This window comes from Leclercia sp. W17, from assembly GCF_003336325.1.
GTDB lineage: Bacteria > Pseudomonadota > Gammaproteobacteria > Enterobacterales > Enterobacteriaceae > Enterobacter.
Genome location: NZ_CP031103.1, coordinates 64,842 through 83,797, shown reverse-complemented (window position 1 = coordinate 83,797; position 18,956 = coordinate 64,842). Strand labels below are relative to the sequence as shown.

At 49.7% G+C, this 18,956-nt stretch carries 16 protein-coding genes; 10 read left to right on the top strand and 6 right to left on the bottom strand.

Going from position 1 to position 18,956, the window contains the following annotated elements; genetic code table 11:
* The first annotated feature begins 184 nt into the window (after positions 1-184).
* Complete coding sequence (locus tag DVA44_RS25430) at positions 185-1,093, top strand: HNH endonuclease (RefSeq protein ID WP_114388538.1); 909 nt, start codon at positions 185-187, stop codon at positions 1,091-1,093.
* A gap of 185 nt (positions 1,094-1,278) precedes the next feature.
* On the opposite strand, the gene DVA44_RS25425 is transcribed toward DVA44_RS25430, so the two are convergent.
* The 4 genes from DVA44_RS25425 to silR all read right to left on the bottom strand — a co-directional run bounded on the left by DVA44_RS25425 (position 1,279) and on the right by silR (position 4,607).
* Positions 1,279-1,629 (bottom strand): DUF305 domain-containing protein, encoded by a 351-nt coding sequence (locus DVA44_RS25425; RefSeq protein ID WP_114388527.1) that lies wholly within the window; start codon positions 1,627-1,629, stop codon positions 1,279-1,281.
* 147 nt (positions 1,630-1,776) lie between these two features.
* Positions 1,777-2,208 carry a silver-binding protein SilE gene (gene silE / locus DVA44_RS25420; RefSeq protein ID WP_114388526.1) on the bottom strand — a complete coding sequence of 144 codons (432 nt, stop codon included), beginning with the start codon at positions 2,206-2,208 and terminating at the stop codon, positions 1,777-1,779.
* Positions 2,209-2,458: 250 nt separating this feature from the next.
* A complete protein-coding gene (gene silS / locus DVA44_RS25415) occupies positions 2,459-3,934 on the bottom strand; it encodes a copper/silver sensor histidine kinase SilS (RefSeq protein ID WP_114388525.1) in 1,476 nt (491 codons plus the stop codon).
* Complete coding sequence (gene silR, locus DVA44_RS25410; RefSeq protein ID WP_114388524.1) at positions 3,927-4,607, bottom strand: copper/silver response regulator transcription factor SilR; 681 nt, start codon at positions 4,605-4,607, stop codon at positions 3,927-3,929. The genes silS and silR overlap by 8 nt, the downstream gene beginning before the upstream one ends.
* A 189-nt stretch (positions 4,608-4,796) precedes the next feature.
* Here silR and silC point away from each other — a divergent pair, with 189 nt between their 5' ends.
* The 7 genes from silC to DVA44_RS25375 all read left to right on the top strand — a co-directional run bounded on the left by silC (position 4,797) and on the right by DVA44_RS25375 (position 14,465).
* Positions 4,797-6,182: a Cu(+)/Ag(+) efflux RND transporter outer membrane channel SilC gene (gene silC / locus DVA44_RS25405; protein WP_000475515.1), complete on the top strand. Its 1,386-nt coding sequence runs from the start codon at positions 4,797-4,799 to the stop codon at positions 6,180-6,182.
* 28 nt (positions 6,183-6,210) lie between these two features.
* Positions 6,211-6,564: a cation efflux system protein CusF gene (gene cusF, locus DVA44_RS25400; protein WP_114388523.1), complete on the top strand. Its 354-nt coding sequence runs from the start codon at positions 6,211-6,213 to the stop codon at positions 6,562-6,564.
* Between the two features lie 113 nt (positions 6,565-6,677).
* On the top strand, positions 6,678-7,970 hold the full coding sequence (silB, locus tag DVA44_RS25395) for a Cu(+)/Ag(+) efflux RND transporter periplasmic adaptor subunit SilB (RefSeq protein ID WP_001446341.1): 1,293 nt from the start codon (positions 6,678-6,680) through the stop codon (positions 7,968-7,970).
* A gap of 10 nt (positions 7,971-7,980) precedes the next feature.
* Complete coding sequence (gene silA / locus DVA44_RS25390; protein WP_114388522.1) at positions 7,981-11,127, top strand: Cu(+)/Ag(+) efflux RND transporter permease subunit SilA; 3,147 nt, start codon at positions 7,981-7,983, stop codon at positions 11,125-11,127.
* 85 nt (positions 11,128-11,212) lie between these two features.
* A complete protein-coding gene (locus DVA44_RS25385; protein ID WP_114388521.1) occupies positions 11,213-11,653 on the top strand; it encodes a DUF411 domain-containing protein in 441 nt (146 codons plus the stop codon).
* Positions 11,654-11,779: 126 nt separating this feature from the next.
* The gene (gene silP, locus DVA44_RS25380) at positions 11,780-14,227 is read left to right on the top strand and encodes an Ag(+)-translocating P-type ATPase SilP (RefSeq protein WP_023327683.1); all 2,448 of its coding nucleotides are present in this window, start codon (positions 11,780-11,782) and stop codon (positions 14,225-14,227) included.
* A gap of 40 nt (positions 14,228-14,267) precedes the next feature.
* On the top strand, positions 14,268-14,465 hold the full coding sequence (locus DVA44_RS25375; protein WP_004388331.1) for a DUF2933 domain-containing protein: 198 nt from the start codon (positions 14,268-14,270) through the stop codon (positions 14,463-14,465).
* A gap of 33 nt (positions 14,466-14,498) precedes the next feature.
* On the opposite strand, the gene DVA44_RS25370 is transcribed toward DVA44_RS25375, so the two are convergent.
* Together DVA44_RS25370 and DVA44_RS25365 are read right to left on the bottom strand one after the other, a co-directional pair.
* Positions 14,499-15,236, bottom strand: a complete 738-nt coding sequence (locus DVA44_RS25370) for a peptidoglycan DD-metalloendopeptidase family protein (protein WP_004388332.1) — start codon at positions 15,234-15,236, stop codon at positions 14,499-14,501.
* A 288-nt stretch (positions 15,237-15,524) separates the two neighbouring features.
* Entirely contained in the window at positions 15,525-15,977 is a 453-nt protein-coding gene (locus tag DVA44_RS25365; protein WP_114388520.1) for a copper resistance protein, read from the bottom strand.
* Between the two features lie 234 nt (positions 15,978-16,211).
* On the opposite strand from DVA44_RS25365, the gene pcoA reads away from it, so the two are divergent.
* Positions 16,212-18,029, top strand: coding sequence for a multicopper oxidase PcoA (pcoA, locus tag DVA44_RS25360; RefSeq protein ID WP_000925242.1), 1,818 nt, complete (start codon positions 16,212-16,214; stop codon positions 18,027-18,029).
* 5 nt (positions 18,030-18,034) lie between these two features.
* Positions 18,035-18,925 (top strand): copper resistance outer membrane transporter PcoB, encoded by an 891-nt coding sequence (gene pcoB / locus DVA44_RS25355; protein WP_001378118.1) that lies wholly within the window; start codon positions 18,035-18,037, stop codon positions 18,923-18,925.
* The last annotated feature ends 31 nt before the right edge of the window (positions 18,926-18,956 follow it).

The following is an 18,956-nucleotide window of genomic DNA, read 5'->3' as shown; positions in this document are numbered from 1 at the left end:
AGTCGGTGATGGATGCTGAAGTTTAGTAATTTCAGAAATAATTTAATTTGAGATGCCATGACAATGGTTTTTCTGATTTACCAGAGCTGAAAATATGGCATACTGCAGATGTTACCTGACTGCACTCATACCGGGTAACGGACTGTGTATTGTGATGATTTTTTTATTACAGGAGGGGGTGATCGTGATCTATAAGATTTGCCAGGTAATTGACGGGGAGTACGTCTGCGACATTGATATCAGTGTGGAAGAATGGAAAAATCTGTTAATGAATGAAAAGGTTTTTGACTCTAAAAGTATTGAGGCGTTAAAAAAATGGTATATTGAACCAAATCATTCCTGCACATGTTTTGATATAGGCAAAAAGTACGACCAGCACAGTATGAGTGCTAATGGCGTTATTAACGGGCTCGGTGGTAGAGTTCAAAAAGAGCTAGGAAGGTTTGAAGTTAAAGGGATCGGTAATATAGCACCTGGCACAAAATTCATTACAGTCATGAAGAGTAAAGAAACCGGTGAAAAACCAAAAAGATACTTATGGACTATTCGTGATGAACTTGTTCAGGCAATTAAAGAGCTAGATTTATTTGGTGCGGAAGAAATAACCATCAATGAGTATTGCTCAGACGATGAGTTGATCAACGCCATGGAAGCGAATAATACATTTGATATCGCCCAGACATTTGAATATACAGGGGAAGCTAAACCAAAGAAACATGCAATTGAAGTAAAAAATGGCGTCTCGTACCCAAGAAATAAAGGGGTTTCGAAAAATGCACTGAACAAAGCAGGTTACAGATGTGAAGTCGATGGTGAACACCCAACCTTCAGAAGGCGTAACTCTTCCCTGAATTATACTGAACCTCATCACATTGTACCTATGTCCAAACAGGATGATTTTAACACTTCGCTTGACGTCGAAGAAAATATAATATCGCTGTGTTGCAATTGCCATAAGCAAATTCACCTCGGCCAGGGATATGAAGAAATGCTTGAGAAAATATATAATGAGAGAAAGGAGTTATTAAAACAGGTAGCTATCGATATATCTCTGGAGGATTTGATTCGCTATTATAAAGGCGAGAACAGGTGAGTGTTATTCAATAGTAATGTTTTTACCTTGCTTGCAGAGAAGGTCATTATTTCCTGGTAGTTACCGATTTGGCGCGTAAAAATACAAAACCCGAAATTAATCGGGTTTGAATTATATAAAGATTAACAGACTCCCGCGCCCAGGAGCGATGTAAAATCACGCTTGTCGTGACGTTTCTGCAATGTTTACTTTTGACTATCAAGCCATTTATTCATCTGCTCAATTTCACCTTTTTGAGCTTTAATGATGTCCTGCGCGAGCTTTCTCATTTCCGGATCTTTTCCGTATTTTAGCTCGGTCTCAGCCATTGCTATTGCCCCTTCATGGTGCGCTACCATGCCTTTCGCAAAAGCCTTGTCGGGATCGGATTCATTTACGGCAGCCATCATTTTGTCATGCATGTCTTTCATGCCAGCCATATATTCCTGTGACGAAGCCGAGGTAGACATATCAGTCATTTTCATTTCTGAATGTTCTGCTGAAATCGCTGGCAGGGATAACATTAATACTGCAAATAAAGTGTTTCTGGCTTTCATAAAAAATATCCTTTTAGCGTTGATACCCGTTAACTGTAGCAGAATCTGATAAAAATGCCCCCTGTAGGGGGCAAAGATGTTGCCATATATCCGGTTACGGAAAAATCTATCAAGGAAATAAGGACAGCACAGATACTTCCCTAGCCGTCAGCCTGCACTGAGCATGCGACGATGCGCTTCGGCCATGGCCTGATGTGGGCCAGACTGACCGTTATTCATAAATTCATGGGCAACTGCAGCTCTTTCATGCTCATTCATTGCCGCTAATGACTTCGACGGCCCGGTAGGGGAAACGGTCTGACTTCCCATCATCCTCTGATGACTTTCCACCATTTTCTGGTGCGCATCCGCCGACCCGTTCGTCATGGTTTCATGAGCAATAATGGCCTGTTCATGCTGGTCCATACCGGCCATACGAGGTGCAGTCCCCTGGATCCCGACAGGAGCCGCAGCAGACTGCATCTGGTGAGCAGGTGCCTGTGCATTGTTGACCCGCTCATGGATATTCACGGTTTCAGTGGCCCCGGCCGAAGAAATTAAGCCAAAGCCCAGCAAGGATGCTAATACGATATTTTTCATGATAACTCTCCATTTCTTAATTAGTGATGTCCGGGGGAGTACAACCGGTGTTTTCAGTTCCATAACTGAAACAGGTTCGGAAGTGTTTATTTCTCCGGGAGGGGACTGGATATTCATTTCCTGGCGTACACTGACGCCGGATATTGATAAAGCAATCCAGCCTTCCTGATAAGTTGCACTAATTATATCGAATGGCTTCTGTTTGCTGCATGACAGGCTAATGACATCTTTGTCATTTAAATCTTTATTCTCAGTACTGGGTGTCCGGAATAATTTTCTCCAGTCTGGGCACGGATAAGATAAAACGCGTTGAGTGTACGTCCGATTCCACCTGCACTCTTCCGTGATGTGCTTCCACGATTGACTTCACAATCGCAAGGCCGATGCCGCTGCCTTCTCCTTTTCGTTGTCTGGACGGATCCACCCGATAAAAACGGTCAAACAACCTTGATAAATGCTCTTCAGGGATTGGTTTCCCCGGATTTTCAATCACAAGATTAAAAAAACTCTCCTGCTCCCTTATTGAGACGGTGATTGCTTGTCCCTCTGGGGTATAACGCAGGGCGTTGGATAACAGATTATTGATCGCTCTTCTGAACATTTGTGGATCTCCCTCAACCAGGCAGGGCATCCCGTTAAATTTGAGCATAATATTGCGTTCTTCGGCCCAGGCTTCGAAAAACTCGAAGACTTTCATGACTTCTGCTCTGAGGTCAAACCGAACCCTGTCAGGTATCAGCTGATTATTGTCCGCCTGTGCCAGGAACAGCATGTCGCTGACCATTTTGGTCATCCGGTTATACTCTTCAAGGCTGGAATAGAGGACATCCTCAAGTTCCTTCTGCGTTCGATCCTGACTCAGAGCTATTTCAGTCTGCGTCACCAGATTGGTGATGGGGGTTCTGATCTCGTGCGCGATATCGGCAGAGAAATTGGCCTGGCGGGTAAAAACATCCTCAATCTTTCCAATCATATGATTGAACGAGATAACCAGCTGCTCCAGCTCAATGGGAACGCGTGTCGGTTCCAGCCGCGCATCAAGATTCTCGGAGGTGATGTTTTTAATGGCATTGCTGACATTACGAAGGGGCAGGTGCCCCTGACGGACAGCAATGCGAATGATCAGAACAATCAGCAGGCTTATCACGACGGCAATCGCAATCAGATTTTTTTTCAGCGCATCGAGGTAATGGAGATGGAAATTAATGGAGAGGCCAGTCAGCATGACATAGTTCTGCTGTTTGCCCTGAAATGTCGCCTGGCCAGAGGAGGCGATAATCCGGTACGTTTCCATCTTCATTCCAGACCCGGTATCCATCGCTCTCGCAGGATCCTCCACCGTCCAGAGAAAGACATCCCGTGCGCGGCTGTGCTCGCTAAAATCGGCTGAATTCACGGCCGGGCGTAGTGCTGCCCCCTGCGCAGAACTGTACAGCACCTCACCCCGGGGATTGAGGAGCAAAAGGGCAACGTTGCGGTAGCTGGCGATCGATTCCTTTATTTTGCTTACTTTTTTTTCATCCGGATCTGCCGGGGACTGGAGTATACGGCTCAGTGTGGTGCTGATTTGTTGCAGATCGCTGACATCCTGCTCGGCAAAATGCTTTTCAACAGAATGGAGCATAAACCAGGTGAAGGCGATAAACGCCAGTATTGTGGACAGGCTGATAAAAAAGGTCAGCCGCAGAGCGAGTGAGAAAGGTCGTCTGGACGGTTTGCTATGCATCCGGGATCTCCAGCATGTAGCCCACGCCCCGCACTGTCTGGATCAGTTTTGTCCCGTAATCGTTGTCTATTTTAGCGCGGAGTCGCTTTACTGCGACATCAATCGCGTTAGTGTCGCTGTCAAAATTCATGTCCCAGACCTGAGAGGCAATCAGGGAGCGGGGAAGAACTTCTCCCTGATGGCGAATGAAGAATTCCAGCAGGCTGAACTCTTTACTGGTGAGCACAATGCGGTTCCCGGCGCGGCTGACTTTTCTGGATACGAGATCAACCGAGAGGTCAGCCACTTTAAGCTGGCTTTCCGTGATCATCGTGTTTCCCCGCCTGAGGAGGGTTCTTACCCGGGCGAGCAGTTCAGCAAACGCAAAGGGCTTCACCAGATAATCGTCCGCACCCAACTCAAGTCCTTTGACCCTGTGTTCAATCGTGCCAAGGGCCGTCAGCAGTAATACCGGCATCCCCTTTCCGGCACTGCGCAGCATACGGATGATATCCCAGCCGTTTACATCAGGCAGCATGATATCCAGGATGACTAAATCATAATCGGCTGTCATGGCAAGATGATATCCGGTCAGACCATTATCAGCATGATCCACGACGAACCCCGCCTCTGTCAGCCCCTTGCTGAGATATTCACCTGTTTTAATTTCGTCTTCAACGATTAATATTTTCATCATGCTCCCCGGCTGGCTACTAATGTCATTTTATTGCGCCCACGATCGTTATCAACGGATTACAGCAAAAATGACAACATTGTCATTATCCTGTCACCCGGCAAACAGAGAGCGTTCGGTAAAGTATCCCTATCAATACTCTGGACTTCGTTTGAACCATTTACCAGGTCTGCCTGTACGAGAAGCGTTATGTTCAAATTAAAATTACTCAGCATCAGTACCATATTCATCCTGGCAGGTTGTGTTTCTCTGGCACCTGAATATCAGCGTCCGCCAGCTCCGGTTCCCCAGCAGTTTTCATTGTCTAAAAACAGTCTGACGCCTGCGGTAAACAGCTATCAGGATACGGGCTGGCGAAACTTTTTTGTCGATCCCCAGGTCAGCAGGCTGATCGGTGAAGCCCTGAATAATAACCGTGATTTGAGAATGGCGGCCCTGAAGGTTGAAGAGGCCCGGGCCCAGTTCAACGTCACGGATGCAGATCGTTATCCCCAACTGAATGCCTCATCCGGGATCACATACAGCGGTGGTCTGAAAGGTGACAAGCCGACCACACAGGAGTACGACGCGGGTCTGGAGCTCAGCTATGAGCTCGATTTTTTTGGCAAACTTAAGAACATGAGTGAGGCTGATCGCCAGAACTACTTTGCCAGCGAAGAAGCCCGTCGTGCCGTACACATCCTGCTGGTCTCCAACGTTTCACAGAGCTATTTCAGCCAGCAACTGGCGTACGAACAACTCCGTATTGCGCGGGAAACGCTGAAAAATTATGAACAGTCTTATGCATTCGTTGAGCAACAACTGGTGACCGGGAGTACGAACGTTCTGGCGCTTGAACAAGCCAGGGGGCAAATCGAAAGTACCCGCGCCGAAATAGCCAAACGAGAAGGCGATCTGGCTCAGGCAAACAATGCCCTGCAACTGGTGCTGGGAACGTACCGCGCAGTTCCGTCAGAAAAAGGGATGAAAGGTGGGGAGATCGCACCAGTAAAATTGCCACCAAATCTGTCGTCACAAATATTGCTGCAGCGTCCGGATATTATGGAAGCGGAATACCAGTTGAAAGCGGCTGATGCTAATATTGGCGCAGCGCGAGCGGCTTTTTTCCCGTCCATTACCCTGACCAGTGGCCTCTCCTCAAGCAGTACGGAGCTGTCCAGCCTCTTTACGTCAGGAAGTGGAATGTGGAATTTTATTCCTAAAATTGAAATTCCTATATTTAATGCTGGCAGGAACAAAGCCAATCTGAAGCTGGCTGAAATTCGCCAGCAACAGTCCGTGGTTAATTACGAACAAAAAATTCAGTCAGCCTTTAAGGATGTTTCCGACACGCTTGCGCTGCGCGACAGCCTTAGCCAGCAACTTGAGTCACAGCAGCGTTATCTTGATTCACTTCAGATAACTCTACAGCGTGCCAGAGGATTGTATGCAAGTGGTGCTGTCAGTTACATCGAAGTGCTGGATGCAGAACGTTCCCTCTTCGCGACGCAGCAAACCATTCTCGATCTTACCTATTCCCGACAGGTTAACGAAATTAATCTGTTTACCGCGCTGGGTGGCGGTTGGGTAGAGTAAATTTATTCAATTAATCAGGAAATTAAAAATGCATAATTCACTTAAAGCCGTTTTATTTGGTGCCTTTTCTGTCATGTTTTCTGCCGGTCTTCATGCTGAAACACATCAGCATGGCGATATGAATGCTGCCAGTGATGCTTCGGTACAGCAGGTTATCAAGGGCACCGGTATCGTTAAAGACATTGATATGAATAGTAAAAAGATTACCATTTCGCACGAAGCAATCCCGGCGGTGGGCTGGCCTGCAATGACCATGCGCTTCACTTTTGTTAATGCAGACGACGCTATCAATGCCCTGAAAACCGGCAACCATGTCGATTTCTCGTTTATTCAGCAGGGCAATATCTCCTTACTCAAAAGCATTAACGTTACGCAATCCTGATTAACAGTCCGGAGCGAATACATCCAGTGCGCCTGAACATTCATTATGGGATTACTATGAATGAATGATCGGGCGCATATGCCAGGTGTTTTGATTTTTCAGCGAGAAATTGTATGGCTTCTTTAAAGATAAAATATGCTGCAATAATTATCAGCAGCCTCATAGCAGGAGGGCTGATATCGGTTACTGCCTGGCAGTATTTAAACTCATCACAAAAAACAGTACCAGCAGAACAAAAGGCACCGGAGAAAAAGGTACTTTTCTGGTATGACCCGATGAAACCGGATACCAAATTTGATAAACCCGGAAAATCTCCCTTTATGGATATGGACCTGGTGCCGAAATATGCTGATGAAAGTGGCGATAAAAGCAGTGGCGGGATCCGTATCGATCCAACTCAGGTTCAGAATCTGGGATTAAAAACGCAAAAAGTCACGCGAGGAATGCTGAATTATTCTCAGACAATCCCGGCTAATGTCAGTTACAACGAATATCAGTTTGTCATTGTGCAGGCGCGTTCTGACGGTTTCGTCGAAAAAGTGTATCCCCTGACGATTGGCGATCATGTGAAGAAAGGCACTCCGCTTATCGATATCACCATTCCTGAATGGGTTGAGGCACAAAGTGAGTTTCTGCTGTTATCCGGTACAGGCGGTACGCCAACCCAGATAAAAGGGGTTCTGGAGCGACTTCGTCTGGCTGGTATGCCGGAAGAGGATATTCAAAGGCTGCGTTCAACCCGCACAATCCAGACCCGTTTTACCATTAAAGCACCTATTGATGGTGTCATTACTGCATTTGACCTGCGCACAGGCATGAATATTTCGAAAGATAAGGTGGTGGCTCAGATTCAGGGGATGGACCCGGTCTGGATCAGCGCTGCAGTGCCAGAATCTATCGCCTATCTGCTGAAAGATACGTCGCAGTTTGAAATTTCGGTACCGGCTTATCCGGATAAAACATTCCATGTCGAAAAATGGAACATTCTTCCCAGCGTGGATCAGACAACCCGCACGCTTCAGGTCCGCCTCCAGGTTACTAACAAGGATGAGTTTCTCAAGCCGGGCATGAATGCCTATCTCAAACTGAATACCCAAAGTCAGGAGATGCTGCTGATACCAAGCCAGGCCGTTATCGATACCGGCAAAGAACAGCGCGTGATTACTGTTGATGATGAAGGCAAGTTTGTGCCGAAACAGATCCACGTTCTGCATGAATCACAGCAACAGTCTGGCATTGGCTCCGGTCTTAATGAAGGCGATACCGTGGTGGTCAGTGGCCTGTTCCTCATTGACTCCGAAGCCAATATTACGGGCGCGCTGGAACGTATGCGCCACCCTGAAAAAACAGAAAACAGTATGCCAGCAATGTCTGAGCAGCCTGTAAATATGCATTCAGGGCACTGAGGAGACGACGATGATTGAATGGATTATCCGGCGCTCTGTCGCCAACCGTTTCCTGGTCATGATGGGCGCACTGTTTCTCAGCATCTGGGGCACATGGACGATAATTAACACGCCGGTCGATGCGCTGCCTGACCTGTCAGATGTGCAGGTCATTATTAAAACCAGCTATCCCGGACAGGCCCCGCAGATTGTAGAAAACCAGGTCACCTATCCGCTTACCACCACCATGCTGTCCGTACCTGGCGCAAAAACCGTGCGTGGCTTTTCACAGTTCGGTGATTCGTATGTGTATGTCATTTTTGAAGACGGGACCGATCTGTACTGGGCCCGTTCGCGCGTGCTGGAATACCTGAATCAGGTTCAGGGCAAACTGCCTGCGGGTGTGAGCTCTGAAATCGGCCCGGACGCTACGGGAGTGGGCTGGATATTTGAATATGCCCTGGTCGATCGCAGCGGAAAACACGACCTTTCAGAACTGCGTTCTTTGCAGGACTGGTTTCTGAAATTTGAACTGAAGACCATCCCGAACGTGGCTGAGGTAGCCTCGGTTGGTGGCGTGGTGAAGCAGTACCAGATTCAGGTCAATCCGGTAAAACTGTCCCAGTATGGGATCAGCCTTCCCGAAGTGAAACAGGCTCTTGAATCGTCTAACCAGGAGGCCGGTGGTTCATCCGTTGAAATAGCCGAAGCGGAGTATATGGTCCGCGCCAGCGGCTATCTGCAGAGCATTGATGATTTTAATAACATCGTCCTGAAAACAGGCGAGAACGGCGTGCCGGTTTATTTGCGGGATGTTGCCCGCGTGCAGACAGGGCCTGAAATGCGGCGTGGTATTGCCGAACTGAACGGCCAGGGGGAAGTCGCTGGCGGCGTGGTGATCCTGCGGTCGGGTAAAAACGCGCGTGACGTAATCACGGCAGTGAGGGATAAACTGGAGACACTGAAGGCCAGTCTGCCGGAAGGTGTTGAAATCGTGACCACCTACGATCGCAGCCAGTTAATCGACCGGGCGATTGATAACCTCAGTTCCAAACTTCTGGAAGAGTTTATCGTGGTGGCCATCGTCTGTGCCCTGTTCCTGTGGCACGTACGTTCTGCCCTGGTGGCGATTATCTCTCTGCCGCTTGGCCTGTGTATCGCCTTTATCGTCATGCACTTCCAGGGACTGAACGCCAATATCATGTCGCTGGGAGGGATAGCTATTGCCGTCGGTGCGATGGTGGATGCCGCCATTGTGATGATTGAGAATGCGCATAAACGGCTAGAGGAGTGGGATCATCAGCATCCGGGTGAGCAGATTGACAACGCCACCCGCTGGAAGGTGATTACCGACGCCTCCGTGGAAGTGGGACCCGCACTGTTTATCAGCCTGCTGATCATCACCCTGTCCTTTATTCCTATCTTTACCCTGGAAGGTCAGGAAGGACGTCTGTTTGGCCCGCTGGCATTCACGAAAACGTACTCCATGGCGGGCGCGGCCGCGCTGGCCATCATTGTCATTCCGATCCTGATGGGATTCTGGATCCGGGGAAAAATTCCTGCCGAGACCAGTAACCCCCTGAACCGGGTGCTGATCAAAGCGTATCATCCATTGCTGCTGCGGGTCCTCCACTGGCCAAAAACAACCCTGCTGGTTGCGGCCTTGTCCATTTTCACCGTTATCTGGCCATTGAGTCAGGTGGGGGGGGAGTTTCTGCCGAAGATCAATGAGGGCGACCTGCTGTATATGCCGTCAACATTGCCTGGCGTCTCTCCGGCAGAAGCTGCAGCACTCCTGCAGACGACGGACAAGTTAATCAAAAGCGTTCCTGAAGTGGCCTCTGTATTTGGCAAGACCGGTAAAGCAGAGACCGCAACGGATTCCGCACCGCTTGAAATGGTGGAAACCACGATCCAGCTCAAACCTGAGGATCAGTGGCGTCCGGGTATGACGATTGACAAGATTATTGAAGAACTCGACAAGACCGTCCGTTTACCGGGTCTGGCAAACCTGTGGGTTCCGCCAATCCGTAACCGTATTGATATGCTCTCAACCGGGATCAAAAGCCCGATAGGTATCAAGGTCTCAGGGACTGTCCTGGCCGATATTGATGCGACTGCGCAGAGTATCGAGGCGGTAGCCAAAACCGTGCCGGGCGTGGTGTCTGCCCTGGCTGAGCGACTTGAAGGCGGGCGTTACATCGATATCGATATCAACCGGGAAAAAGCGTCCCGTTACGGTATGACTGTCGGTGATGTACAGCTGTTTGTCTCATCAGCCATCGGCGGCGCAACGGCAGGGGAAACGGTTGAAGGCGTGGCCCGCTACCCGATTAATATTCGCTATCCGCAGGATTACCGGAACAGTCCAAATGCATTGAAACAGATGCCGATCCTGACCCCGATGAAGCAGCAGATCACGCTGGGCGATGTCGCGGATATTAAGGTCGTTTCAGGGCCGACTATGCTGAAAACGGAAAATGCCCGTCCAGCCAGCTGGATTTACATTGACGCGCGCGGCAGGGATATGGTGTCGGTGGTTAATGATATTAAAACGGCTATCAGTCAGAAAGTGAAACTGAGACCGGGTACCAGCGTGTCATTCTCCGGACAATTTGAACTGCTTGAGCACGCCAACAAGAAACTTAAACTGATGGTGCCGATGACGGTGATGATCATTTTCATCCTGTTGTATCTGGCGTTCCGCCGGGTTGATGAAGCATTGTTGATCCTGATGAGTCTGCCGTTCGCCCTGGTTGGCGGGATATGGTTCCTGTACTGGCAGGGCTTCCATATGTCAGTCGCAACCGGAACCGGGTTTATCGCCCTGGCCGGTGTGGCAGCAGAGTTTGGCGTGGTCATGCTGATGTATCTGCGTCATGCCATTGAAGCGCATCCGGAACTGTCAAACAAGGAAACGTTCACACCGGAAGGTCTTGATGAAGCCCTTTATCATGGTGCCGTGCTGCGTGTCCGCCCGAAAGCCATGACCGTGGCGGTGATCATCGCGGGTCTGCTGCCGATACTCTGGGGAACCGGCGCAGGTTCAGAAGTCATGAGCCGTATTGCGGCCCCCATGATTGGCGGGATGACCACAGCTCCGCTGCTGTCCCTGTTCATTATTCCTGCCGCCTATAAACTCATCTGGCTGCGCAGACATAAAAAGAGCGTGTCATAACCCTGAAAGGACACCCCTGCAGGTGTCCTTTTGCATAAATTCACCCTGACGTCAGGGTTTATATCGATAACATACAGAGGTGAGTATGAAAAAAATAATTTTAATGACCCTGGCTTTTGGCCTTTCACTGCCGGCAATGGCAGGTGAAAAAGTAATAGACATGTACAAGTCTGAAAACTGTGGTTGCTGTTCCCTGTGGGGCAAGGCGATGGAAAAGGACGGGTTTGAGGTGCGGACCCACGTCATGAATGATCAGGCTCTGTCAGCCCTGAAAGAAAAATATGCTGTTCCTGCTGGACTGAGAAGCTGTCATACCGCAGTTACTGGTAATTTGATCATTGAAGGTCATGTGCCTGCAGCCACGATACATAAGGCAATGCAGTCTGGTTCAGGGATTTATGGCCTTGCCACCCCCGGCATGCCTGCGGGAAGCCCGGGAATGGAGATGGGGGCCCGTAAAGAGGCTTACGATGTTATCGCATTCTCCCCGGAGGGCAGTAAAAAGATCTTCCAGCGAATCAAATAGTCAGCGGAACGGCTGATAACGGGACGCCGGTAGCAGGCACTCCTGTGCCGGCGATATTCGTGGTAATCGCATCCATGACATACCCTGAAGACAGAAGATGCTTCGGTATGCATAAGGAGAGTTACTGTGAAAAATGACAATGCAGTGCAACACAACAACCAGACTGCTTCTGAGCAGACATTATCCCCGGACGAGGGCCACGTATTGCATAAGGTGAGAGATCCCGTGTGCGGGATGGTCATCCTGCCTGACAAGGCGCACAGCAGCATTCGATACCAGGACCATCAGCTTTATTTCTGCTCCGCCAGCTGTGAGAGCAAATTTAAAGCCCATCCCGATCATTATTTTACCGAAGATGCCAGTGAACATTCCCATCACCATCACCACGATCATCACGAAGTCAGCCCTGATCAGATAAAACAGCCTCACAACCAGGCGGAAAAAGAGAATTCTGAAGGTGTGTGGACATGTCCGATGCACCCGGAGATACGCCGCAGTGGTCCCGGAAGCTGTCCTGTCTGTGGAATGGCACTGGAGCCGCTCGTAGCTACGGCATCCACGGGGCCGAGTGATGAACTTCACGACATGACAAGACGCTTCTGGCTGGGGTTGTTGCTGGCGTTTCCGGTTCTGGTACTCGAAATGGGATCTCATCTGTTTCCCGACTTGAGGAATACAGTACCGCCACAGTACAACACATGGCTGCAGTTGCTTCTGGCCTCCCCTGTCGTGTTGTGGTGTGGCTGGCCATTCTTCGCCCGGGCCGGAATGTCGTTACGTAACCGCTCCCTGAATATGTTTACCCTTGTTGCAATGGGGACCGGCGTAGCCTGGGTTTACAGCGTCATTGCAACCGTCTTCCCCTCCTGGTTTCCTGCATCGTTCAGAAACATGGATGGCCTGGTGGCCGTTTATTTTGAAGCCGCAGCAGTTATTACGGTGCTTGTTCTGCTGGGACAGGTTCTTGAGCTGCGGGCACGGGAACAAACCTCAGGCGCCATTACTGCGCTTCTGAACCTTGCCCCCAAAACCGCCAGACGGCTGGATCATGACGGTCATGAAACGGATATTAATGCGGAAGATGTCCTGCCTGGCGATAAGCTCCGCATCAGACCTGGAGAGAGTATTCCGGTCGACGGTATCGTGATCGAAGGCAAAACAACCGTGGATGAATCGATGGTGACCGGGGAGTCTATGCCGGTTACCAAAACGAAGGGTGACCCTGTCATTGGGGGGACGATTAATCAGACAGGTAGTCTTATCATCCGTGCAGAGAAAGTCGGTGATGAAACGATGCTCTCACGAATTGTTCAGATGGTCGCTGATGCACAGCGTTCGCGTGCCCCCATCCAGAGAATGGCAGACAGCGTTTCAGGCTGGTTTGTTCCTCTGGTGATACTTATCGCGGTTGTTGCTTTCTTGATCTGGTCTGTCTGGGGGCCCGAGCCCAGGATGGCGCACGGTCTCATTGCGGCTGTGTCGGTCCTGATTATTGCCTGTCCCTGCGCGCTGGGACTGGCCACGCCGATGTCGATAATGGTGGGGGTGGGCAAAGGCGCCCAGGCCGGGGTGTTAATCAAGAATGCCGAAGCCCTTGAGCGTCTTGAAAAAGTGGACACGCTGGTTGTCGACAAAACAGGCACGCTCACGGAAGGTTCGCCTACGGTGACAGGGATTATCAGTCTCAGTCCGGGTGGGGAAATATCTCTTTTACGTGTAACAGCTGCAGTGGAAAAAGGTTCGCAGCATCCGTTGGGTATGGCTGTTGTCAGAGCCGCGCATGAAAAGGGGATCGTGATACCTGCCGTCAGTAATTTCAATGCCCCGTCGGGGAAAGGTGTCTCAGGCGATGTCGAAGGTCAACGGGTTGTTATTGGTAATGAACTGGCTATGCAGGAAAACAGTATCGTTATTGATAATCAAAAGGCCGTTGCGGATACGTTGCGGATGGAAGGCGCTACCGTTATCTATGTGGCCACAGACGGGAACCTTGCAGGCCTGATAGCTATCTCGGATCCCGTGAAAGCAACCACGCCGGATGCGCTTAAAGCTTTGCGTCAGGCGGGGATCCGCATTGTTATGCTCACCGGGGATAACCAGCTTACTGCTGAAGCAGTCGCACGGAAACTGGGAATAGATGAGGTTGAAGCCGGGATTCTGCCGGATGGCAAAAAAGCAGTGATAACCCGACTGAAAGAGTCTGGCCATGTGGTTGCGATGGCCGGAGACGGTGTGAATGATGCCCCGGCGCTGGCAGCGGCTGACGTGGGTATAGCCATGGGAACGGGTACAGATGTGGCAATAGAAAGTGCTGGCGTTACCCTTCTCAAAGGCGATTTGATGATACTCAACAGGGCCCGTCATCTGTCAGAGATCACCATGAAAAATATCCGGCAGAATCTGTTTTTTGCGTTTATCTACAATGCTCTTGGGGTGCCTGTAGCTGCAGGTCTGCTTTATCCTGTGTATGGAATACTGCTGTCGCCAGTTATTGCGGCGGCGGCCATGGCCCTTTCCTCCGTTAGCGTCATTGCAAATGCGTTGCGTCTGAAAAGTGTCAGGCTCGGGAAATAACACTGAGTGAAGGGGCTGTTACGAACAGAAGGAGTCCGGTATGAAAAGTACAACCTATGCGCTTATTGCTGTCGCCGCGATTGCGGCATTTGCTCTCCTGCGCGAACACTGGTCACATGTGGCAGGCTACTGGCCATATCTGTTACTGCTGCTTTGTCCGCTCATGCATCTTTTCCACGGTCACGGGGGGCATGGAGATCATCAACATCACGGAAGTGAAAACGATAAAAAAAATTAATCCGGCAGACGGGACCGCGTCGCGGTCCCGTTATCAGTCCAGGTATCGTTCGTAGTCTCTGGCATGCGCAAAGGCATGCTGTTCGAGTTTGTTATCAGCGGGTGCCGCCGTCCGGAACGCCAGTGAGTTAACAGGATTGTTATTGATGACCAGCTCGTAATGCAGATGAGGACCGGATGAACGTCCGCTGTTACCGGATAACGCAATAGCGTCTCCCCGGGTAACCCTGGCCCCTTTAGTAACGAGTATTTTATTGAGGTGGAGATAGCGAGTTTTAACACCGGCTTTTCCCGTTACTTCAACAAAATATCCCATGGTACTGTTGTATTCGGCCCGGGTGATTTTTCCGTCGATGACGCTGACTATTTTCGTGTTCATGGGCATGGAATAATCAATGCCATTATGGGGACTCACTTTTCCCGATACCGGGTTAAGTCTTGCAGGATTGAAAGGCGAACTGAGTCTTGCTGTGGCCGGTAACGGATAATCGAGACTGCCTTTCCCGGAAGTATCGGAAAGGTTATAGAACTTTTTATCTGATATACGATACGCCGTGTAATTAAATGAACCGGACGTAAATTTATAGGCCACGACACGTGATTTTCCCGCTTTCTTTTGCAGTACGAGTTTTAATGATTCATTTTTTTTCAAATGCCGCAGATTAAACCGGGAAGGCAAGGAGCGCTGAAGAGTAGCGATCTCGTTCGATTCCAGCCCCGAGCGGGTGGCTGAAAGGTAGGCATTTTCTTTTACGACATCGGTAGAATACATTTACTGGAATTCGCCGTTAGCATGAACACTGCGGCGTATGCTAGGGGTTTTCAGGAGGCGTGTCATCTGTCAGTTAATCGGGAGCACCGTTGATGGTCGTCATTTTTGTAACATATCTTGTTTCCCGTTTGCTCCGGAAGCTCTGGGAACTGTATGACCAGCCCGACGGTGATGATTAACGGGACTGAAACAGGTTACGGCAGAGCAATATGGGGCTCATGTCCTGCTACGTAACCCGTCAGTAAAGCCCTGCTGCGCACCTGACGCTAAGCACTAACCCGCCTGCAGTTACCTGGTCGAATACAGCCCGCGAAGCTTTCTTGCCTGCGTCTGATGTGCTTCCGCACCGGCATTATTGACCTGCTCATGCACGAGAGCGGCTTTTTCTCCGGCATTCAGTTCGTTAAAAGAAGAAGAAGACGAGGTCTTTGAATTTGCATCACTGCCGGACAGCATTTTTTTATGTTCCTCAATCATTTTCTGATGCGCATAGGACGCGCTGTTGTTCATAAATGAATGAGCAACAATGGCCCTTTCATGTTCATTCATTTCAGAGAATGAGGGCGTGTTGTTTTTATTAACCCTGTCCGGTAAGTTTTCATGCGTCGAGGAATTCACATGACTGACGGCTGAGGCATTATTAACAAATCGATGTGCTTCATGGGCAATATCACTGGACTGAGCAAAAGCTGCCCCACAAAATAAAGCTGTAAACGCAGTGGTCGTGATTAATATATTCATGTGTAATTACCTTCTGAGGTACATAAAAGATGTCCTTATGATCATATATAAAAATAATCAACCTGTGGGGAAGATGACGTAAATGTAATACAGCTATGTACATTACACGATTGTAATGAATTTGTTTCTTAAGGTGTGCTAGATTCATTTCATTGTAAGTGGATGAACCAGTAATTTAATTTAAATCGGTTCTCGAATTCTGTCAGTAACCATACTTTAAATAAGGGAATGCGCATGCTGTTGAAAACGTCTCGACGAACTTTCCTGAAGGGGTTAACCCTCTCTGGCGTAGCCGGAAGTCTTGGCGTATGGAGTTTCAATGCGCGTTCCAGTCTGAGCCTGCCAGTTGCCGCATCCCTGCAGGGTACTCAGTTTGACCTGACCATTGGTGAAACGGCCGTCAATATCACGGGCAGTGAGCGTCAGGCCAAAACAATCAATGGAGGCCTGCCGGGGCCCGTTCTTCGCTGGAAAGAAGGTGACACCATTACCCTGAAGGTCAAAAACCGTCTTAATGAACAGACGTCCATTCACTGGCACGGCATTATTCTTCCGGCCAATATGGATGGTGTTCCGGGGCTGAGTTTTATGGGCATAGAGCCTGATGATACCTACGTTTACACCTTTAAGGTTAAGCAGAACGGGACTTACTGGTACCACAGCCATTCCGGTCTGCAGGAACAGGAGGGGGTATACGGTGCCATTATCATCGATGCCAGGGAGCCAGAACCGTTTGCTTACGATCGTGAGCATGTGGTCATGTTGTCTGACTGGACCGATGAAAATCCTCACAGCCTGCTGAAAAAATTAAAAAAACAGTCGGATTACTACAATTTCAATAAACCAACCGTTGGCTCTTTTTTCCGCGACGTGAATACCAGGGGGCTGTCAGCCACCATTGCCGATCGGAAAATGTGGGCTGAAATGAAAATGAATCCGACTGACCTCGCGGATGTCAGTGGCTACACCTACACCTATCTCATGAACGGGCAGGCCCCGCTGAAAAACTGGACCGGACTGTTCCGTCCCGGTGAAAAGATACGCTTACGGTTTATCAACGGCTCGGCAATGACCTATTTCGATATCCGTATCCCCGGGCTGAAAATGACGGTCGTGGCTGCAGATGGCCAGTATGTAAACCCGGTTACCGTTGACGAATTCAGGATTGCCGTTGCCGAAACCTATGATGTCATTGTGGAGCCTCAGGGTGAGGCCTATACCATCTTCGCACAATCCATGGACAGGACCGGTTACGCTCGAGGGACACTGGCCACGAGAGAGGGGTTAAGTGCTGCCGTTCCCCCCCTCGATCCCCGTCCTCTGTTGACCATGGAAGATATGGGTATGGGGGGAATGGGACATGATATGGCAGGAATGGACCACAGCCAGATGGGAGGCATGGATAACAGCGGAGAGATGATGTCTATGGACGGTGCTGACCTTCCGGATAGCGGGACATCCTCCGCGCCCATGGATCACAGCAGCATGGCCGGTATGGATCATTCCCGGATGGCCGGAATGCCGGGTATGCAAAGTCATCCTGCGTCAGAAACGGATAACCCACTGGTTGATATGCAGGCGATGAGCGTCTCTCCGAAATTAAATGATCCGGGTATTGGTCTTCGAAATAACGGAAGAAAGGTTCTCACGTACGCGGATTTGAAAAGCCGCTTTGAGGATCCTGACGGACGTGAACCTGGCCGTACCATAGAACTGCATTTAACCGGCCACATGGAAAAGTTTGCCTGGTCATTTAACGGAATCAAGTTTTCAGATGCCGCACCGGTGCTGCTGAAATACGGTGAGCGGCTCAGGATCACGCTGATCAACGATACCATGATGACTCACCCCATTCACCTGCATGGTATGTGGAGCGATCTGGAAGATGAAAACGGTAATTTCATGGTTCGTAAACACACAATAGATGTTCCCCCTGGTACAAAACGCAGTTACAGAGTGACAGCAGATGCGCTTGGCCGCTGGGCGTATCACTGCCATTTGCTCTATCACATGGAAATGGGAATGTTTCGTGAAGTCCGGGTGGAGGAATGATGCGAATGAAGAGAAATTTGAAGGCCATACCTGTTCTGGTCGCCGGTTTGTTTACCTCACAGCTTTCTATTGCGGCGGGCTCCGTCTCTGCAGATCCCCACGCCGGGCACGACATGTCTGCCATGCAGATGCCAGCAGATGAGAATTTCACTGAGATGACGTCAATGGAGCCCATTGTAACTGAGAGCAGAACGCCAATTCCGCCTGTTACCGATGCCGACCGGAAGGCTGCATTCGGCAATTTACAGGGGCATGCGATTCACGACAGTGCGATTAATTATCTGGTTCTGCTGGATCAACTGGAATGGCAACGGTCGGATAACACCAACAATTTCAGCTGGAGTGTTAACAGCTGGATTGGAGGCGACACAGATCGGATTTGGCTAAAGAGTGAAGGTGAACGAAGCAATGGGGAAACGGAGGCGGCTGAAGCGCAGTTACTCTGGGGACATGCGGTTGGCCCATGGTGGGATTTGGTTGCGGGTGTCAGGCAGGATTTCAGACCTGCTTCTGCCCGGACCTGGGCTGCTGTCGGTTTTCAGGGGCTGGCACTCTATAATTTTGAGTCTGAAATTACGGGTTTTGTCAGTAATGGCGGAAAAGCAGCCCTTCGTCTGGGAGGAGAATACGACGTTTTACTGACTAACCGGCTCATACTCCAGCCATCCTATGAGGTGAATTTCTACAGTCAGGATGATGAATCGCGGGGTCGCGGCAGGGGACTGACTGACACAGAGCTGGGGCTCCGGCTGCGCTATGAAATACGCCGTGAGTTTGCACCCTATATAGGCGTTTCCTGGAATCAACTTTACGGGAAAACATCCGATATGGCGAAAAGAGAAGGTGAGAAAGACCATCAGGTAGTATTCCTGGCGGGAGCCAGAATCTGGTTTTAACGCACTGATATAAAACACTCAACTAAACAGG